General features: G+C 65.6%; 19 protein-coding genes and 2 tRNA genes. 9 read left to right on the top strand and 12 right to left on the bottom strand.

Annotated elements, in window-relative coordinates:
- Nucleotides 1–96: 96 nt before the first annotated feature.
- The gene (locus CXQ90_RS08935) at nucleotides 97–1,284 is read right to left on the bottom strand and encodes a site-2 protease family protein (RefSeq protein ID WP_104138547.1); all 1,188 of its coding nucleotides are present in this window, start codon (nucleotides 1,282–1,284) and stop codon (nucleotides 97–99) included.
- A 12-nt stretch (nucleotides 1,285–1,296) separates the two neighbouring features.
- A complete protein-coding gene (locus CXQ90_RS08940; protein ID WP_104138548.1) occupies nucleotides 1,297–2,040 on the bottom strand; it encodes an HAD family phosphatase in 744 nt (247 codons plus the stop codon).
- A 166-nt stretch (nucleotides 2,041–2,206) separates the two neighbouring features.
- Here CXQ90_RS08940 and CXQ90_RS08945 point away from each other — a divergent pair, with 166 nt between their 5' ends.
- Nucleotides 2,207–3,115 carry a PAC2 family protein gene (locus tag CXQ90_RS08945; RefSeq protein WP_104138550.1) on the top strand — a complete coding sequence of 303 codons (909 nt, stop codon included), beginning with the start codon at nucleotides 2,207–2,209 and terminating at the stop codon, nucleotides 3,113–3,115.
- A 55-nt stretch (nucleotides 3,116–3,170) separates the two neighbouring features.
- On the opposite strand, the gene mshC is transcribed toward CXQ90_RS08945, so the two are convergent.
- Both mshC and CXQ90_RS08955 read right to left on the bottom strand, forming a co-directional pair.
- Nucleotides 3,171–4,448 (bottom strand): cysteine--1-D-myo-inosityl 2-amino-2-deoxy-alpha-D-glucopyranoside ligase, encoded by a 1,278-nt coding sequence (gene mshC / locus CXQ90_RS08950; protein WP_104138551.1) that lies wholly within the window; start codon nucleotides 4,446–4,448, stop codon nucleotides 3,171–3,173.
- A gap of 15 nt (nucleotides 4,449–4,463) precedes the next feature.
- Nucleotides 4,464–5,297 carry an undecaprenyl-diphosphate phosphatase gene (locus tag CXQ90_RS08955; RefSeq protein WP_104138553.1) on the bottom strand — a complete coding sequence of 278 codons (834 nt, stop codon included), beginning with the start codon at nucleotides 5,295–5,297 and terminating at the stop codon, nucleotides 4,464–4,466.
- A 50-nt stretch (nucleotides 5,298–5,347) separates the two neighbouring features.
- Here CXQ90_RS08955 and CXQ90_RS08960 point away from each other — a divergent pair, with 50 nt between their 5' ends.
- A complete protein-coding gene (locus CXQ90_RS08960) occupies nucleotides 5,348–6,292 on the top strand; it encodes an aldo/keto reductase (protein ID WP_104138554.1) in 945 nt (314 codons plus the stop codon).
- A 62-nt stretch (nucleotides 6,293–6,354) separates the two neighbouring features.
- Here CXQ90_RS08960 and CXQ90_RS08965 read toward each other — a convergent pair whose 3' ends face one another.
- Nucleotides 6,355–6,624, bottom strand: coding sequence for a hypothetical protein (locus tag CXQ90_RS08965; protein ID WP_104138556.1), 270 nt, complete (start codon nucleotides 6,622–6,624; stop codon nucleotides 6,355–6,357).
- Between the two features lie 39 nt (nucleotides 6,625–6,663).
- Between CXQ90_RS08965 and CXQ90_RS08970 the strand changes: the two genes are divergently transcribed.
- Nucleotides 6,664–6,897: a DUF5703 family protein gene (locus CXQ90_RS08970; RefSeq protein ID WP_104138557.1), complete on the top strand. Its 234-nt coding sequence runs from the start codon at nucleotides 6,664–6,666 to the stop codon at nucleotides 6,895–6,897.
- Nucleotides 6,898–6,937: 40 nt separating this feature from the next.
- Here CXQ90_RS08970 and CXQ90_RS08975 read toward each other — a convergent pair whose 3' ends face one another.
- Both CXQ90_RS08975 and CXQ90_RS08980 read right to left on the bottom strand, forming a co-directional pair.
- Complete coding sequence (locus tag CXQ90_RS08975; protein ID WP_104138559.1) at nucleotides 6,938–8,098, bottom strand: acyl-CoA dehydrogenase family protein; 1,161 nt, start codon at nucleotides 8,096–8,098, stop codon at nucleotides 6,938–6,940.
- Between the two features lie 8 nt (nucleotides 8,099–8,106).
- Nucleotides 8,107–9,411 carry a M20/M25/M40 family metallo-hydrolase gene (locus CXQ90_RS08980; protein WP_104138560.1) on the bottom strand — a complete coding sequence of 435 codons (1,305 nt, stop codon included), beginning with the start codon at nucleotides 9,409–9,411 and terminating at the stop codon, nucleotides 8,107–8,109.
- 192 nt (nucleotides 9,412–9,603) lie between these two features.
- On the opposite strand from CXQ90_RS08980, the gene CXQ90_RS08985 reads away from it, so the two are divergent.
- Nucleotides 9,604–9,686, top strand: a tRNA-Leu gene (locus CXQ90_RS08985).
- Nucleotides 9,687–9,865: 179 nt separating this feature from the next.
- Here the strand turns inward: CXQ90_RS08985 and CXQ90_RS08990 are convergent.
- The 4 genes from CXQ90_RS08990 to pnuC form a co-directional block, all read right to left on the bottom strand.
- Nucleotides 9,866–9,939 (bottom strand) — tRNA-Pro (locus CXQ90_RS08990).
- Nucleotides 9,940–10,149: 210 nt separating this feature from the next.
- Nucleotides 10,150–10,896 (bottom strand): NUDIX domain-containing protein, encoded by a 747-nt coding sequence (locus CXQ90_RS08995; RefSeq protein ID WP_104138562.1) that lies wholly within the window; start codon nucleotides 10,894–10,896, stop codon nucleotides 10,150–10,152.
- Nucleotides 10,893–12,002: an AAA family ATPase gene (locus CXQ90_RS09000; protein ID WP_104138563.1), complete on the bottom strand. Its 1,110-nt coding sequence runs from the start codon at nucleotides 12,000–12,002 to the stop codon at nucleotides 10,893–10,895. Before CXQ90_RS09000 ends, CXQ90_RS08995 begins: the two co-directional genes overlap by 4 nt.
- Nucleotide 12,003: 1 nt before the next feature.
- Nucleotides 12,004–12,669, bottom strand: a complete 666-nt coding sequence (gene pnuC, locus CXQ90_RS09005; RefSeq protein ID WP_258064433.1) for a nicotinamide riboside transporter PnuC — start codon at nucleotides 12,667–12,669, stop codon at nucleotides 12,004–12,006.
- Nucleotides 12,670–12,858: 189 nt separating this feature from the next.
- On the opposite strand from pnuC, the gene CXQ90_RS09010 reads away from it, so the two are divergent.
- The gene (locus CXQ90_RS09010) at nucleotides 12,859–13,224 is read left to right on the top strand and encodes a hypothetical protein (protein ID WP_104138565.1); all 366 of its coding nucleotides are present in this window, start codon (nucleotides 12,859–12,861) and stop codon (nucleotides 13,222–13,224) included.
- Nucleotides 13,225–13,331: 107 nt separating this feature from the next.
- Here CXQ90_RS09010 and CXQ90_RS09015 read toward each other — a convergent pair whose 3' ends face one another.
- Nucleotides 13,332–13,796, bottom strand: a complete 465-nt coding sequence (locus CXQ90_RS09015) for a GatB/YqeY domain-containing protein (protein WP_104138566.1) — start codon at nucleotides 13,794–13,796, stop codon at nucleotides 13,332–13,334.
- 208 nt (nucleotides 13,797–14,004) lie between these two features.
- On the opposite strand from CXQ90_RS09015, the gene CXQ90_RS09020 reads away from it, so the two are divergent.
- The 4 genes from CXQ90_RS09020 (at nucleotide 14,005) to CXQ90_RS09035 (ending at nucleotide 18,115) form a co-directional block, all read left to right on the top strand.
- Nucleotides 14,005–15,045, top strand: coding sequence for a polysaccharide deacetylase family protein (locus CXQ90_RS09020; protein WP_104138568.1), 1,041 nt, complete (start codon nucleotides 14,005–14,007; stop codon nucleotides 15,043–15,045).
- 22 nt (nucleotides 15,046–15,067) lie between these two features.
- Nucleotides 15,068–15,832, top strand: coding sequence for a M50 family metallopeptidase (locus tag CXQ90_RS09025; protein ID WP_104138569.1), 765 nt, complete (start codon nucleotides 15,068–15,070; stop codon nucleotides 15,830–15,832).
- Nucleotides 15,833–15,841: 9 nt separating this feature from the next.
- Entirely contained in the window at nucleotides 15,842–16,903 is a 1,062-nt protein-coding gene (locus CXQ90_RS09030) for a glutathione S-transferase family protein (protein ID WP_104138571.1), read from the top strand.
- 93 nt (nucleotides 16,904–16,996) lie between these two features.
- Complete coding sequence (locus CXQ90_RS09035; protein WP_146068867.1) at nucleotides 16,997–18,115, top strand: aromatic acid exporter family protein; 1,119 nt, start codon at nucleotides 16,997–16,999, stop codon at nucleotides 18,113–18,115.
- Nucleotides 18,116–18,118: the final 3 nt, after the last annotated feature.

Consider the following 18,118-nt stretch of genomic DNA (forward strand, 5'->3'; position numbering starts at 1 on the left):
TTCCTCGCTCCTGTAAAGCTGTGTTGCCGTGCCCCGTGGCGGTGCGGCAGGGGTGGGCCGTGTCTCGGCTGCCGATTTCACGACCGGCACGTAACTCTACCGGTTCTGGTCCTGCGGCCGCGTGTTTTCGCGGGGTACCTTGCCTGTAATGGCTGTCACCACCGTGGACTGACGCAGCAGGCCGGTCACCCGTCCGTTGTGGTCAATCACTGCGTAGACGTGGCCCTCCAGCTGGGCGAGGTACTCGAGCAGTTCCTGGCCCTTGGACCATTCCGGGACATACGCCCCGGCCCCGAGGACGGGGGCTACGGCACTGGCCGGCGTGGCCGCCGCAGCCGAAGCCGGAACGGCCGCCAGCGCAGCCGGGTCAACCACACTGGTGGGCCTGCCGTCCGGCGCGCAAAGTACGACGGCGGGCCCTCCGCCCGCTGTCACCTGCAGGACGTCGGCAACGGTCGCCGATTCGGGAAGACCGACCGCCGGTTCAGCCAGCGCTGCTGCGCTTACCAGGTGCAGCCTGCTGCGCAGGCGGCCCTGCTGGATGGAACCCGACGCGCCCATCCACAGGAATCCGCACACCAGCACGGTGATGAGCAGCGTGCTGGTGTCTGGCTCGCCTCCGCGGAGGAGGGGAAGGGCAACGAACCACAGCGCTAGGGCGATGACAATGATCCGTCCGCCCCAGCCCGCCGCAACGGTGCCCTTGGCATGGCTGCCGGTGACCTTCCAGACGGCAGATTCGACGAGCCTGCCGCCGTCCAGGGGCAGCCCGGGCAGGACGTTGAAGATGCCGATGACGAGGTTGGCCCAGAGGAAGATGTTGGTCAGGATGTCCGCCACACCGGTCGGGTGAACAGCCGATACCAGCAGCCAGGTAGCGCCTGCGAGCATGAAGTTCGCGGCCGGCCCGGCCATCGCCACGAGCACGGACCGTCCCGGGGTGGCCGTGAAGCTCTCGAACTGGGTGTGGCCGCCCCAGAGATTGAGGACGATCTTCTCGCTGGGCCAGCCGTACAACTTTGCCGTCAGGGCGTGGGCAAGCTCGTGCACCAGCACCGAGATCAGCAGCAGCAGGGCGTAGGCGAAGGCCACATAGTATGCGCCTGCTCCCAGGGCGGGGTTCCTGTAGGCCAGTACGGGGCCGTAGGCGGCCACGGTGAAGGCGGCGATGACAAACCAGGAATAGGCAAGGATGACGGGCACGCCGGCAATCCTGCCCAGCGGGATGCCCTCGCGGAGGCTGCGGCGCGGGGGCCGCTGTCCGGTGGTATCGGGGTCAGACACGTGCCGGGCTCCTTAGTTGAGGCTGTCCAGCGCAGCGGCAGGCACAGTGGACGCACCCGCAACGGACCCGTGCCGGCGCGCAACCAGCTCCTCAAGGTCCGCCACGGTGCGGTTTTCCAGGGAATCCCACATGGCCCGGCGCGGATCTTCGGGCAGCGGCACGATGTGCGGAATCGCAACTGTTACCGCTCCGGAGGCCACTGCCGCCGCGACGCCGGGAGCCGAGTCCTCAAGCGCCACGCAGTGGGCCGCTGTGAGTCCGGGGTCCTGCTGCCGCAGCAGTTCGACGGCCTTGAGATACGCCTCGGGGTGCGGCTTGCCCTGCGTCACGGTGTCGCCGGTGACCAGGAACTCGAAGTAAGGCTGCGGAAGGCTCGCCACGATTTCCCGGGCAAGGGGCGCCTCTGACATGGTCACAAGGGCACAACGCACGCCGGCGGTGAAAAGTTCATCGAGCAGCTCCCGGGCACCGGGCCGCCACGGCACGTGGCTCCGCACCCGGCTGATGACCTGCGCGGTGAGTGTGTCGATGATTTCCCGGACCTCAAGCTGCACACCGGCGCGCTGGAGGACGCCGGCCGAATGCACCAGGGATTGGCCCACGAGCTGCATCGCCTGCTCATGGGACCAGGTTCCTCCGTGGGCCTCGACCAGGCCGTGTTCGGCCTCTATCCAGTACGGCTCGGTGTCGACTATGGTGCCGTCCATGTCCCATAAAACGGCTTTGAGAAGGGGCTGATCGGCAGAAGATTGCATGGTCCCCAGTCTACGGGGCCACCAGGCTGCCCCTGCCCGGGGAGGGCCCCTGGCCTACGCCCTCGGCGAATATGCCTTCGGGACCGCGCCGCTTTCCCGGTACTTGTCACGATCTGTGGCGGTTCATTCAATGCATCGGGAACGGTTGTGGACGTAGGGTGAAGGGATGAATAGCTTCGACGACGGAGACACCACCGAACCGGGCACCGAGCCCGAGACGGAGCAGCTGCTGCAGCCTGTTCCCGAAGGCCAGCGCATCACGGTGATGCTGGCTGCCTTCGAGGGCTGGAACGATGCCGGGGAAGCCGCCAGTGACGCACTGCGCTATCTGAATAAGCTCTGGGGCGGCAAGAAGGTCGGCTCCATTGACGCCGACGAGTACTACGACTTCCAGTTCACGCGGCCCACCGTGCGGCGTACGGCGTCCGGCGAGCGGAAGATCAAATGGCCGTCCACCCGGATCTACAAGGCCAGCGCCCCCGGGACCAACGTGGACGTAATTTTCATCCAGGGAACCGAACCGTCGTATAAGTGGCGTGCCTACACGGCAGAACTGCTGGTGCACGCCGAAGCCCTCCACGTGGACTACGTGATTCTGGTAGGGGCACTGCTGGCGGACGTGCCGCACAGCCGGCCCATCCCGGTCAGCACATCAACGGATGACAGCGCCCTGCGCGAGCGGCTGAACCTGGAGGCCTCGCAGTACGAAGGGCCGGTGGGCATCGTGGGAGTCCTGTCCGAGGTGTCCCTCCTTGCGGGAATTCCCACCGTGTCTCTTTGGGCTGCGGTGCCCCACTACGTGGCGCAGGCCCCGTCACCCAAGGCCCAGCTGGCCCTCCTGCACCGCATCGAGGAACTGCTGCAGGTCCCGCTGGATACCCATGAGCTGGCCGAGGAGTCCGATGCCTGGGAACGCGGCGTCAATGAACTGGCCACCGAAGACCCCGAAATTGCGGCCTACGTGCGGCAGCTGGAGGAAGCGAAGGACACCGCCGATCTTCCCGAGGCCAGCGGCGAGTCGATTGCCCGGGAATTCGAGCGCTACCTCAAGCGAAGGGGCAAGGACAAGCCCTAGGCCGGGCGGCGCCTCGTGCTGCTGGGCGCTTTCGGCTTGGAGCGCGGGTCAGGCCTTAGAGCTCGACGCCGAGCAGCGCGTTGACGGCGTCTCTCACCAGGGCCCGGTCCGCGGCCGACGCCGCTGCCCCGCCGGCCGTCGCCAGCGCCGCCCAGCCGTCCACGGCCGCCAGGGCAGAGGGCGCGTCAAGGTCATTGGAGAGCGCCGCGCGCATGGCCCCCATGAGGGCTGCTGCCGACCCGGCGGGCGTGACCGCCAGCGCCCCGCGCCAGTGTTCGAGCCGTTCCTTGGCCTGCGCAAATCCTTCATCCGTCCAGGACCAGTCAGAGCGGTAATGATGTGCCAGGATGGCTAGCCGGATGGCCGCCGGTTCCTCCCTCGCCGCCCGCAGCTTGGACACGAGGACGAGGTTGCCCTTGGACTTGCTCATTTTTTCGCCGTCCAGACCGACCATTCCGGCATGCGCAAAGTGCTCCGCCAACGGCACTCCGGAGAGCGAGTAAGCATGGCCGGCGCCCATCTCGTGGTGCGGGAAGACGAGGTCTGAGCCCCCGCCCTGAACGGTAAACGGCGCCGGCAGGTACTTCTGGGCTATGACCGTGCACTCGATGTGCCAGCCGGGACGCCCCTTGCCCAGCAGACCGCCCTCCCAGCTGGGCTCGCCGTCGCGGGCGACGCGCCAAAGGAGAGGATCCAAGGCCTGGCGCTTGCCGGCACGGCCGGGATCGCCGCCGCGCTCCGCGAACAGCTCAAGCATCTCGGACTCCGGCAGGCCGGACACCGCACCCAGTGTCCAGGCATCGACGGTGACGGCGTGCTTGCCGGCGGCTTCGACGTCGTAATAAACGTCCCCGTCAGGCTCGCCGGGGGTGCCGGTGACGCGATACGCGAGACCGTCCTGGAGGAGCTGCTCGATGGCGGGGACGATCAGCGGCATCGACTCTACGGCGCCGACGTAGTGATCGGGGGCCAGCACATTCAGCGCTTCCATGTCGGTCCGGAACAGCTCAATCTGGCTGGCAGCAAGGTCGCGCCAGTCAACGCCGGTTGCGGTTGCGCGTTCCAGCAACGGGTCATCGACGTCAGTGACGTTCTGGACATAGGCAACCCGCTGGCCGCCGTCCCGCCACGCCCGGTTCAGCAGGTCGAATGCGACGTAACTCGCGGCGTGACCCATGTGGGTGGCGTCATACGGAGTGATTCCGCAGACGTACATTGACTGCTCGCCGTCGGCCTGGAGGGTCACGACTCCGCCGGCGGCCGTGTCGTACAGCCGGAGGGCGGGCATTGTGCCCGGCAGTTCAGGAACGGGGCGGGATATCCAGGACTTCACAGCCCAAGCCTAGTGCTAGGCGCTGATGACATTGAAACCGAGCAGCAGGTAGAGCGCCAGACCGAGAAAGATGCGGTACCAGACGAACAGCCGGTAGCTGCGCGTGGAAATGAACTTCAGGAACCAGCCGATGATGACGTATCCCACAACGAAGGCAATGAGCGTCGCCAAGGCCGTCTCGGGCAGTCCGTAAGGTCCGCTGACCCCCTCCTTGGTCACCACTTTGAACAGCTGGTAAAGGCCGCTGCCGAACACGGCCGGAATGGCTAGGAGGAATGAGTAGCGGGCCGCCGCCTCCCGGGTGTAGCCCATGAGGAGGCCGGCCGTGATGGTCCCGCCGGAGCGGGACACGCCGGGAATCAGGGCCATGGCCTGCGCAAGTCCGTAAAGGATGCCGTGTTTGTACGTCAGGTGTGTCAGGTCCCGCTTCTGCTTTCCGACCGCGTCCGCGACGGCGAGGATTAGGCCGAACACGATGAGGGTGGTGGCCACGATCCACAAGCTGCGCAACACCGATTCGATCTGGTCCTGGAACAGCAGGCCCAGGACGATGATCGGCAGGCTGCCAAGGATCACCAGCCAGCCCATCCGGGCGTCGGGGTCGTGCCGGGACACGCGCCCGGCCAGGGATCCGGACCAGGCCTTGACGATGCGGACAATGTCACGCCAGAAGTAGACGATCACGGCCGTTTCGGTGCCGAGCTGCGTGATCGCCGTGAAGGCCGCCCCGGGGTCCGCCGCATTCGGCAGGAAGGACCCCACGATCCTGAGGTGGGCGCTTGATGAAATAGGGAGGAATTCGGTCAGTCCCTGCACAAGACCCAGCAGGGCCGCTTCAATCCAGTTCACGCTAAGACCCTACGTCATGATGATGGTGGTTTCCCCGTAAGCTTGCTGCTATGCAGCAGCGTTACATCGGCAACAGCGGGCTACGATCATCGGCCCTGTCCCTCGGCACCATGACATGGGCCCGCGAAACGGATGACCAGGATGCCTCGGAACTGCTGCGGACCTTCGTGGACGCGGGCGGCACGCTCGTTGATACAGCAGCCTCCTACGCGGACGGGCAGGCGGAAGCGCTGCTGGGCGCCTTGCTCGGCGACGTCGTCTCCCGCACGGAAGTGGTCATTTCCACCAAAGCTGGGGTGTCGCCGTCGGACGGACGGCAGAAGGTGGACGCGTCGCGGAACGCGATGCTCTCAGGGCTCGACGCCAGCCTTGCCCGGCTGGGGACCGACTACGTCGACATCTGGTTTGCCCAGGCCTGGGACCCCAATGTTCCCCTGGACGAGACACTGTCGGCGCTGGACTTCGCGGTCCGCAGCGGCCGTGCCCGCTATGCCGGCATCTCCAACTACAACGGCTGGCAGACTGCCAAGGCCGCAGCCGTGGCCGGGTTCCCGCTCGTGGCCAACCAGTCCGAATATTCGCTGGTGCGCAGGAACGCCGAAGCCGAGCTGATCCCAGCGGTCGAGGATGCCGGGCTCGGCCTGATGGCCTGGGCACCGCTGGGGCGCGGCGTCCTGACCGGAAAGTACCGCGGGCATGTCCCCGCCGACTCACGGGCTGCCGGAACCAGGTTTGCCGCCTACGTGGAGCCGTACCTGGAACAGCCGGCGTCGCGCGTCGTTGAAGCGGTTGCCATGGCCGCCCGTGGCCTGGGCAGGTCTTCACTGGATGTGGCGCTCAGCTGGCTGCTCACCCGGCACGGCGTGGCCACCGCCGTCGTCGGCGCCCGGACTCCGGTGCAGCTCAAGGAGATTCTGGATGCACAGCTGACGCCGCTGCCCGCGGAGATTGCCCGGGCGCTCGAGGACGTCTCAAGCGGCTCCCCGGCACTCTAGGATCTGGTGAGGCGTCCAGGACCTGGTGAGGCGTCCAGGATCTGGACCGGTTCAGGACTTCGTCAGTCCTCCAGGATCTCGAGATCCTCGTCGTCGTCCACTGCGCCGGCTTCGTCTTCGTCTTCTTCCTCGTCGTCGAACACCTGCAGCGGCGTCACTTCGTTGTAGGCCTCATAGAGGGCGTCCTCGTAGACTTCGAAAGCATCAGCAACTGCAAAGAAAGCTGCTTCTACGGAGGGGTCACCATCGCCCCGGCGTGCTGAGGCTGCAGCCAGATGTTCTTCCAAAGCGGCAGTCAAGGACTGAAGCGCGACACGCGGATCGATGCTCATGCCTTCACGTTAGCGGGAAAAGGACGAAAATGGAGAGCAATGAAGGAACATTTTCTGACCAGCTCGGTCCTACGGGAACGGGACTACGTGAAGCAGTACGAGTACCTGGTACTGACGGTCAGTCCTGACGATTCACTGCCCGAAGCACGCCGCCGGCTGGTTGAACATTCGGAATACGGCAAGTGGGAACTGGAGCGCAGCCGGCTGTACGTGGGCGGCGGCAGGCGTTTCTGGCTGCGGCGCCGGGTCACGCAGGTGCAGCGGACCGTCTAGCCGATCCATGCCGCGGAGGCCCCGCCTCAGCGCCTGATCGCTAGTCTTCGAGCGGTCCGAGCCACGCGTTCGCTACGGTATTGTGCGCCGACTCGTCGTCCGACGGATGGAACATTCCGGCGAGCACGTCACGGTACAGCCGTTCGAGTTCGGATCCTCGGAAGTAGCTGGATCCTCCGGAGACGCGGATGGCCAGATCCACCACAGTCCGCGCCGTTTCCGTGGCACGCACTTTAAGTCCGACGAGCTTCGGGAACCACAGGCTTCCGTGATCCACCAGCTGGTCAACATCCCTGGCGACTTCCGCGAGCTGGGGGTAGAGGGCCTCCATGGCCATGGCAGCTTCCGCCACCTTCCAGCGGATATCCGGATCCTGGGCCAGGCTGCGTCCCCCGTTCTTGAAGGAGGTCCTGCGCTTGGCTGCATCGGCGCCCAAGAGAAGGGCCCGCTCGCCGATGCCGGCGTAGACAGCGGCCAACAGCGTCTCGAAGCACGCGAAGATGGCGAAGATCAGCGGATCCGCGTTTGGGCCCACCGGCAGCTTCCGGAAGATGCGCTCGGCAGGCACCTCGGCACCGTCCAGCACGGTGGTATTGGACTGGCTGGCCCGCATTCCCAGCGTGTTCCAGTCATCGAGGATCCGGTACCCCGCGGCGCCGCGGTCCATGAACCCGTGCACCAGCTCCCCCTCGCCGCCGCGGGCAGCGCCGTCCTTGCCGAAGATCCCCAGCCGGGTCCAGGCCGGCGAGAGGCTGGTGAAGATCTTGGTGCCGGTGAACGAGTAGCCGCCGCCAGGGAGGGGTCTCGCGTCCGTCAGGGAATCGAAGAGGACGGAGTCGTTGCCGGCTTCCGAGTTCCCGAACGCGAAGATCTCCCCGGCGGCGGCCTCGCGCAGCACGAAGTCGAGCGACGCGTCGCCCCGTGCGGCCAGGACGCGCGCCACCCCGGTCCAGACCAGGTGCATGTTGACGGCAAGCGCCGTGGCCGGGGCCGCCGTCGCAAGCCGCCGCTGGCACCTGGCCGCCGCTTCGAGACCGAAGCCGGATCCGCCGTCGGACTCCGGAACAAAAAGCTTCAGGTAGCCGGCAGCGGCGAGCTCATCAAGATCTTCGGAGAAGAAGGCATTTCTCTCGTCATAGCCTGCGGCCCTTCCGCGGATGCGGTCGAGCAGATCGTCGGGCAGCAGCTGTGCGGGATCCACGGGATGGCTCAATAGTTGGTGAGGAGAGTGTTGAGGACCCGTGCGCCGAACTTCAGCGACTCGGCCGGGACCCGTTCGTCCACGCCGTGGAACATGCCCGTGAAGTCCAGATCGTCCGGCAACTGGAGCGGGGCGAAGCCGTACCCGGTGATGCCCAGCTTGCTGAGGGCCTTGTTGTCCGTTCCGCCGGACAGCGTGTAGGGCAGGACTTTGGCCCCGGGGTCCTCCGAGTGCAGGGCATCGATCATGGAATCCACGAGGTTGCCGGAGAAGGGCACCTCGAGGGAGACGTCATTGTGCACGTAGCTGACGTCCACGCCGCTGCCGGCAAGCTCCCGCACAATTTCCAGCACCTGGTCCTGCTGGCCGGGGAGGGTCCGGCAGTCCACCAGGGCCTCAGCTGATTCGGGAATGACGTTGTGCTTGTAACCGCCCCTCAGGAGGGTCGGATTGGAGGTGTTCTGGAGTGTGGCGCCAACAAAGCGGGCCACTGTGCCCAATTCCTTGAGGAGCCTCTCCGGATTGTCCGGGTCGAATTCGACGCCGGTGAGTTCCGTTACGCCGTCGAGGAACTGACGGGTGGTGGCCGTCAGCTCGATGGGCCATTGGTATTCCCCGATGCGCGTGACGGCCCCGGCGAGGCGAGTAATGGCGTTGTCCGTGCTGATCTGCGAGCCGTGGCCAGCCCGGCCGTGGGCAACCAGCCTCAGCCACGAAATGCCCTTCTCCGCAGTCTGGAGGAGATAGGTGCGCTGCCCGCCGATGGTGGCGGAGAATCCGCCCACCTCAGAGATCGCCTCCGTGGCCCCTTCGAAGAGCTCCGGGCGGTGCTTGACGGCGAACTGGGAGCCGTGGACGCCGCCTGCCTCCTCATCGGCGAAGAAGGCAAAGATGATGTCGCGCTTCGGCTTGCGGCCGGTGCGGGCAAAGTCGCGCATCACGGACAGGATCATGGCGTCCATGTCCTTCATGTCCACGGCGCCGCGGCCCCAGATCAGCCCGTCCTTCAGTTCGGCGCCAAAGGGATCCACCGACCATTGCTCCCGGAGGGCCGGGACCACGTCCAGATGCCCGTGGACCACCAGGGCACTTGCGGAGGGGTCCTCCCCCGCCATCCGGGTGACCACGCTGCCCCGGCCCGGCTCCGATTCGAAGATCTCCGCCTCCAGCCCCACCTCGGAGATCAGTCCCGCGGTGTATTCGGCCGCCGCGCGTTCGCCCGGCCCGGAACCGTCCCCGAAGTTGGACGAATCGATGCGGATGAGCTCCTGGCAGATGGTGACGACTTCATCCTCTGGCCGGATCTGAGACATTGATCACTCCTAATATCGGGGGGATGCGGATTCAAGCGGGCGGCGGCGGGTTTCGGCTGCCGGAACGCGTAGGTTCAGCCTACCCAGTCGGCCCGATTCCATGTTTGCCCAAAGTTCGTGTTAGAGTTTTTCTCGCTGCTTCGGAGAGATGCGAAACGCTGAAAGGCGGAACGGGTCCCCGAAATACCACCTGCGCGGGTGGCGGAATGGCAGACGCGCTAGCTTGAGGTGCTAGTCCTCGAAAGGGGGTGGGGGTTCAAGTCCCCCTCCGCGCACAAAGGGAAAAGCCCCCGGAATTCAAGGATTCCGGGGGCTTTTTCGTGTCTGAGGCCGTCCTGGTGACAGGGACGAAGTGCGGGCCACCTGGATCACCGGTATGACTTGGAACAGCCATGCGCCCAACACGGCCAGCGCACTGATCCAGGTTGTTCTCTGCCGTTTCCGGCCCGCACCGTCGGGATGGCAGGGTTTGAACCTGCGGCCCCCGGCCCCTCCCGGCCGGATGCGCCCAAACTGCGCCACATCCCGTTGACCGGCACCGAGGTCGCCCCGCGCCGGCTACTTCCTATTACCGATTACTTCCGATTCAGGCGCCACGTCAACCCTCTTCGATGCGGGAGCCGGGCCAGCGACGGGCGACAGCCATAAATCATTGGGGAAAAGGTTCAGTGGCCCGGGCCACGGTGACGTGATCTCGTCATCGCTGGATCACCCTTCGCCAGGCAAGCAGACGCAGTGTCAGCCCGTCCGCGGCTTGGCCAACGGTGGGTGGATATGCCGGTCCGAGGCAGTGAACAGCGACGCAGGGGCGCCTCCGGCGGCGGCCTGGGTCTTGCGCCCGGTGTCATCCAGTTGGGGCGTCATTTTGCGGGTGAAGTTGCCCGCCGCGAGTGTCGTGTTCCAGACCGCCTCGTAGACGGTACGAAGCTGCGTCATGGTGAACTCGCGGGGCAGCATCCGGGCTGCGACGGTGGTGTACTCCATCTTCCCGGCCAGCCGGTCCAGGCCGTCGCGAAGAATCGCGGCGTGATCAAACGCCATCGGCTCCTCGAGGACCCGGTGGACGGGGTGCCATTCGGCGGCCGCGGCGTCGGTGCCGGCTGACAGCTCCGGAAGGCTATGTCCGTCGGTGGCCAGCAGGGCCAGATGCGCCACGGAGACGACCCGCATGCGCGGGTCCCGTTCCGGGTGGCTGTAGGTGGCCAACTGCTCGACGTGGACCGGCAGGTGGCCCAGGTCCAGTCCGGTTTCCTCGGCGAGCTCCCGGTACGCAGCCTGTTCCGCTGATTCCCGGGATCCGACGAAACCGCCGGGCAGGGCCAGTTCACCTTTGAAGGGGTGGCCGCCGCGGCGGACCAGTGCCGTGTAAAGCGCGCCCGAGCCGACTGCGAAGACCACCAGATCGGCGGTCACGGCGATAGCGGGATATTCCTTCGGCTTGTAGGCATCCAGGAATTCCTGTTCGCCTTTCGTGTCGCGGGTCATGCGGTCACCCCTTCAATAGCGGTGCGCGTGGCCCAGGGCGGGGAGGTGAAGCCGCTGCGCTGGGCGAGGATGAGATCGATGATCTCAGCCGCAGTTTTCATGCGCCGGAAGTGATCGCCGCTAAGAAGGACCCATGAGTGGCCCTCCCCCGTGAGGGTTTCCTTGAACCATTCGGTCATTTCCGCGCGGCGGTGTTCGCCTTCACGCCAGCCGTCGTCTTCGAAGTCCACACCTTCATGATCGGTGATCAGGTACAGGTCGCGCCGCGGCAGGTGCTCCAGGGAGTTGCACGCGCCGTAGCTGCGCTCACCAACGTAGTACCGCTCCCACAGGGTGGTGGCCAGAGCGTCAGTGTCGGCGATGACCAGCGGGCAGACGTCGGCGGCAGCGTTCTCGAGGGCGTTCTGCCGGGCGCCGATCTTGGCAAAGTCGGCGGCGGTCCACACCATCTCGTCCAGTCGAGCGCCCGGCCTCACGGCCCGCAGCTCGTCGAACTTCTCGTAGGTGTACCGGCGGCCATATTCAGGCACGTCTGCCAGCCGCGGAAACCGAGCCCGATAGTGCTCCATGAGCGCTTTGACCAGGCTCGTCGTGCCCGTGGATTCGGCGCCGACGACGATGATCCGGGTGGCCAATTCCTGCCTGGCCGGGCCGATGATGCAGGGCCAGGCCACACCAAGGTCGTCGCGGCACAGCGTTCCGCTGATGGGGTACGCGGTCCGGGACAGGTCGACGAGGACGTGCTCGGCATCGAAGGCTTCGGCCAGCCGGGCGCCGTACTCCTCGGAGCTGAAGACCGCATCGATTTTAACGACACCGTGTGACTTGAGCGCCAGTCGCATGAGCTCGTTCTGTGCCTTCCAGATCTCGTCGGAGTGGTAGTCCTCAGGGCAGTCGTTACGCATTCCTATGACGTGGACTCCATCTGCGTTGGCGAACTCTTCCTGCAGCCACTTGGTCCGCTCGGCGACCGTGACGGATTCGAAGCGGCTGCCGAGAACGAGGACTGAGACCCGCTCAGACTGCGCGGCGGCGCTGGCGATGAGGTGGGCGTGGCCTGCGTGGGGCGGGTAGAACTTACCGATGACCATGGCGTTCCTGTACATGTCAGGCTCCGACGGTGACAGTTTGGGGGGTCGCCGGCGCTTCGGCGCGGCCGCGCCTCCAGTCGATGAGGCCGTAGATGCATAGGGCGAAGAACCCCACATAGAGAATGGCGGTAAGCGTCAGCCCCCGGCTGAGATAGAGCGGAATGGAGATGACGTCGATGAGGATCCACACGTACCAGTGCTGGAAGATCTTCCGGGCCTGTCCGTAAGTGGCTACCAGGGATGCCGTCAGGACGAAGGCATCGGGCCAGGGCACCTGGGAGTCGGTGCCATGGGTGAGGATCATGGCTATCCCGGCCGTGCCGAGCGCGGTGGCCGCAAGTGCGACGAGCGCCTCCGTGCGGGAGGCGTCCCGGATGGGCAGGTCGTTCCTGCCTGCGGTCCGGGCGTTGCCGCGGACCCAGTTGTACCAGCCGTAGACGGCGACGGCGGCGAAGATGACTTGCAGGACAGATTCACCATAGAGGCCGGCGCCTAGGAACAGTATGGTGAACGCCAGGTTGTTCAGGATGCCGATGGGCCAGTTCCACAGCTTCTGCCGGGCGACGCCGTAGACGCAGGCGGCGCCGGTGACGAAGCCGATGATCTCGATCCAGCTCACGGGGGTGCCGAGCAGGCTGGGGATCGCCGCGGAGTTCATCCAGTCGAGCAAGACGTTCATCATGTACCCTTCGTTATTATCAGTATGACAATTAAGAGGTTAGCATGATTATTGTCATGTTGATAAAAACTGGGTTGCTCGCTGGCTTACTGCGCCGGTTTTAGCGCGGACCGCCCGAGGACGAGGGTTGGCCACAACAAGCCCTTGGTACGGTGGGGCCAGTTCGATCACGCACAGGATGGGTACACCGGAATGGGTTTCAAACAGTTCTTCGACTGGCTCAGCGGGGCCAGAACACGCACCAGGCCTGCGCCAGCAGCAGCAATTGATCCTCCGGTCGGCGCTTTGCTGCCGTCGGACCAAACGGCAAGTAGGTCAGGCGTTCGCGCAATCCTGGATGCAGAAAATCTCGTCGAGTACAACTGGTTTGAGGACCGCTACCAACACGAATATGAGGCCGGCATCCTGAAGGTGGACTCCGGGTGGCGTGTCTACTACGCGGATGAGAAGGCTGTCGCGCTCTTTGACAGAGAGTACGAAGATGAGGGACAGGCGCTCACCAAGTTCTTGGAGTTGGCCCGGCACAACAGCAGCGCCTGGAAAAAGCGCCGCGCGTGATCCGCCGGCATCGTCCCTGTGCTGTGCTTAGCAGGGTTTGTGCTTCGCGGAGCCCTTCGCGTTCTCCGCTCGTTGTCGTGCTGCCTTAAATTGGCGTTTCCCCTTAGCTACGCAAGGCGGCTGCGGACGATCTCGCTGACGGCTTTGCCGTCGAAGCGTCCGGCAACCTTGGCCGTGACGGGCTTCATTATTGCGCCCATGTGGCGGATGGACACCTCCGCGCCTTCGGCTCTGAGGGCTTCGATTGTCTCGTCAACGATGCTTTCGACCTCCCCGGCCGTCAGTGGCTGAGGCAGGAACGCCTCGATGACCTCGGCTTCTGCCAATTCAGCCGTGGCGCGTCCCTCCTGGCCGGCCTCCGTGTAGATGCGGGCAGTGTCATGGCGCTTTGCCGCTTCCTTTTGCATGAGGGCGGTCACCTGGGCATCGTCCAGTTCGATTGGCGTCTTGCCGGACTTTTCGCGCGTTTCGATCTCGCCCAGGACATTTCGCACCGTGGTGAGCGCCACCCGGTTGCCGTCCTTCATGTGGGCAACGACGTCGGCGTGCAGGCGTTCCTTCAGGGTGCTCATGATTTTCGTCCTTTCAACAGCATTCAGTATTCCAATGGTGTACCCGTGCGCCGGTTCTAACTAGGACCCGCAGCCCGCAGCGGCCGTGCCCGCGGAAGTCGGCCCGGCACTACTTTCGGTTTCACCGGCATGCCGCAGCCGGAAGGGGAGAATCTTCCGGGTATTGTTGTCGGGGTTTGGGGGGGCCGCTACCCCTGTCTGGGGAGGAATGAGCAACGTGGAACCGCACGGCCGAAATCGCCGGAACGCGAAAATTGGCCGCCGGCTTTTCGCGCTCGCCACAGTGGCCGTGGCCCTCAACGGCTGCGGTCCTGCGGCCCGAAGCGGCGCCACCGGAACCGCAGCGGCACCCGCTGCACCGTCGACTGCGGCCCCGCCCGTCGCGACCGTTCCAGCAAAACCTCCGACTGCGGCCCCTCCTGCCGCTGAGCGTCCCCTGCCGGACTCTCCGGCACCGGATCGGGTGCCGGTTCCTCCGGCGGCGGAGCCGACCGTCCCGCCGGTCACCGAACGCCCGCCCTCCCCTGCCGCCACCGGGCTGCCCGGGGCGCCGGCCAAGGACCGCATCGTGGCAGACTTCACGGGCAAGGCTCCGGGAACGTGGGGCCTCTTCGTGCCGGGGACCGCCACGAAGCTCACGGGCGGCGGCCGCAGGATCGCCCTGACCTTCGACTGCTGTGGCGGTCCCGGCGGGAACGGCGTAGACCAAGAACTCATCGACATGCTGCAACGTACGCGGACCCGGGCCACGTTCTTCCTTAATTTCCGGTGGATCCAGGCAAATCCAGGGGCCGCCAAATCCCTGGCCGAAAACCCTCTTTTCGAGGTCGGCAACCACGGCACCAAACACATCCCGCTCTCGGTTTCCGGCCGCAGCGCCTACGGAATCCAAGGCACGGCCAGCCCGTCGGAGGTCTACGAAGAAATCATGGTGAACCAGGCTGCACTGCACCGCCTCACCGGGAAGCCGGTCCGGTACTTCCGGCCCGGCACTGCCTATCTCGACGAGGCCTCCGCCGCGATCGTCAGGCAACTCGGGATGGTCCCTGTGTCATTCAGCGTTAACGGCGACGGCGGTGCCACCTACCCTGCGCCGGCTGTTGTTGGCGAAGTCGCGGCAGCCAAGGCCGGGGACATCATCATTGCCCACGCCAACCACCCCGGCTGCGGAACCGCGGCAGGCGTCGCGCAGGCATTGACCGCCCTCAAGGCGGACGGCCTCAAACCCGGACGGCTCAACCTGAAGTAGTCCGGCGGTAGCCTAGATTCCTATGGTTTACTTCGAAGCAGCCGCGCCTTCCCTCCCGCAACAATGGTGGGACCGCCTGATTTCAGGCTTCGCACAGTCCGACATTCCGGCGGTATCCATTGCTGAACTCCTGACCGTCGTCGTCATTGCCGTAATCCTCTCGGTCCCGCGCGCCACCTGGCGGTACTTCGGGTTGTTCGCGACAGTGACCCACGAGCTGGGGCATGCGTTTGCCGCCCTTACGAGCGGCCAGCGGCTTGGCGGCATCCAGCTGCGGCTCAACCATTCGGGCACCACCACCTCCTACACGCGCGGCCGGCTCGCCGCAGTGTGGTCAGGCTTTTGGGGATATCCCGTTCCCGGCATCACGGGCGCGGCCCTCGTATGGTCCGGTTTCACGGGGTGGGGCCCCGCCGCCATGTCCGCCGGACTGCTGATACTGCTGGCATCCCTGATGTTCATTCGCAATGTCGCCGGAGTGTTCATCCTCCTGGCGACGGTCATTGCATCGGCCGCCATGATCATTGCCGTGCCCGCTGCTTTTACCGGGCACGTGGCCATCATTCTGGGGCTGGCGCTGCTCGTGGCCGCAGTGCGTGACCTGGCCAAGCTCACCAACGTCCACCTCCGCCGCCGCGACCAGCTGAGAACTTCCGACGCCTACATCCTCTACCGTGCCACCGCGGTGCCGTCGGGCGTCTGGATCGTGCTGTTTTCCATCCTGGTGGCAGCATCCTGGCTAGTGGCATGGCAGCCGATCTCGCAGGTTCTTGCCGCGGCGACATAGGCTGGGTCAATGACCGAGACGCCCAGCACACTCGAACAACACAGCACCAGGGGATCGTATGTCACCGGTGGCGACTTCAACCGGGACACCAACTACATCGAGGACCGTATCACCAGGGAAGGCACCCCGGGGCCGAACGGCGAGCCCGGCTGGCCCGTGGCGCCCGGCCGCTACCGTTTGATAGCCGCTCGTGCCTGCCCGTGGGCGAACCGCGCCGTGATCGTGCGAAGGCTACTGGGTCTGGAAGAGGTCATCTCCATGGGCCAGCCCGGCCCCACACACGATGCCCGTTCCTGGACGTTCGACCTGGATCCGGACGGCAAGGACCCCGTTCTGCGCATAGAGCGCCTGCAGGATGCGTACTTCCGCCGCTTCCCGGACTATCCCCGCGGCATCACGGTACCCGCAATGGTGGACGTCGCGAGCGGGGCAGTGGTCACCAACGACTTTCCGCGGATCACGCTGGACTTTTCCACCGAGTGGACCGAATTCCACCGCCCCGGTGCGCCGCAGCTCTACCCTGAACACCTGCGCGAGGAGATTGACAGTGTCAACAGGCGCGTCTTCACCGAGGTCAACAATGGAGTTTACCGGTGCGGTTTCGCCGGCTCCCAAGATGCCTACGACGCCGCCTACAGCAGGCTGTGGACGGCCATGGACTGGCTCGAAGAACGGCTGAGCACCCGGCGGTACCTCGTGGGCGACTCGATCACCGAGGCTGATGTCCGGCTTTTCACGACGCTGGCCCGCTTCGATGCCGTGTATCACGGCCATTTCAAGTGCAACCGGAACAAGCTCAGCGAGATGCCCGTCCTGTGGGCCTACGCCCGCGATCTCTTCCAGACGCCCGGATTCGGGGACACCACCGACTTCGTGCAGATCAAACAGCACTATTACATCGTTCATGAAGACATCAATCCCACCGGCGTCGTCCCGGCAGGACCGGATTTGTCCGGGTGGCTGACACCGCACGGCCGCGAAGCGCTGGGCGGGCGGCCCTTCGGGGAAGGCACGCCTCCCGGACCCGTCAAAACAGGAGAAGAAGTGGCCCCGGGACACGGCCCCTGCTGAAGGCAGAGTCCTGCGTCGCACGCTCACCGGGCCCCCGGCGTTGACGGTTAATCCACTTGCCGCACACGGGCGGCGGCCCTACTGTTGGGCCGGATGAGCACCTCGAAGCAGGACACAACGGCCCGGGATCCACTGCCCTGGAAACTTTGGCAGATCACTGCAGGAAGGGTGGGGCGCGCCCTTGCCGCGCCGCGGCTGCAACTGGCCGCCAAGGCCGGCCTGGCCGCGGGCCTCGCGTTCCTGATCGCTCCGCTGATGCCAGGCGCTGCGGCACAGTATCCGTACTATGCTCCGCTCGGCGCGCTGGTGGTGATGTACGAAAACGTCGCCGGGTCCATGCGCCAAGGCGTGCAGACGCTGGTGGGACTGGCGGCGGGCATCGGCCTTGCCTTCCTCCTGATCAGCTTCGGCGCCACTCCCCTCACCGTGGGCGTGGTGATGGCCCTCGGTGTCCTGCTGGCCGGGCTCCCCCGCCTGGGCGCCGGCCGGGACTGGATCCCTACGGCGGCGCTGTTGGTCCTGCTCGTGGGCGGACACAACCCGGACGACTTCTCGTTCGGATACCTGCTCCAGATGGGCGTGGGTGTTGCCGTTGGCATCGTCGTGAACATGCTCGTGTTCCCGCCCCTCCACTTCAACGCGGCCGCGATGAGCCTGGCTGAACTCCGCCTCGCGCTGGCCCGCCAACTCTCCGACATGGGAGAGGCGATGCACGAAAAATGGCCACCCGAGCACCAGGAGTGGTCCCGCAGGTCCGAAGAACTGGCCGGATCGGCCAGGTCCGTCCGCGCCGCGGTGGAGAAAGCGGATGCCAGCAGGGAGGCCAACCCCCGGCGCCGTTTCCATCCCCGCGACGTGGACCTGGACTACCGCAACGTCCGGGACCTGGAGCGCATCACGTTCCACATCCAGGACATGACCGAGGTGCTGACGGACGTGATCTGGAGCGAGGACATGCCCTTCACCATCCCGTTGCCTTACAGCGAGCCGCTGGCGGAAGCCCTGGCAGCAGTCAGCGAAGTGCTTCGCTCGGCAGAAGAGGACGACGCCGGCCGGCAGGCGGAGCTGCTGCGTGCGGCTCACGCTGCGGTCGGTGCCCTCGAAGTACGCATCACCTCCGAGGACACCGACGCAGATGCACCGAGCGCCGCCGAGTCCATTCTGCTGAGCCTCCACCGGATCCTGCGAGTCACTCGTACGGACGGCCGGTGAGAC

The organism is Arthrobacter sp. ZGTC131 (genome assembly GCF_002929275.1).
GTDB lineage: Bacteria > Actinomycetota > Actinomycetes > Actinomycetales > Micrococcaceae > Arthrobacter.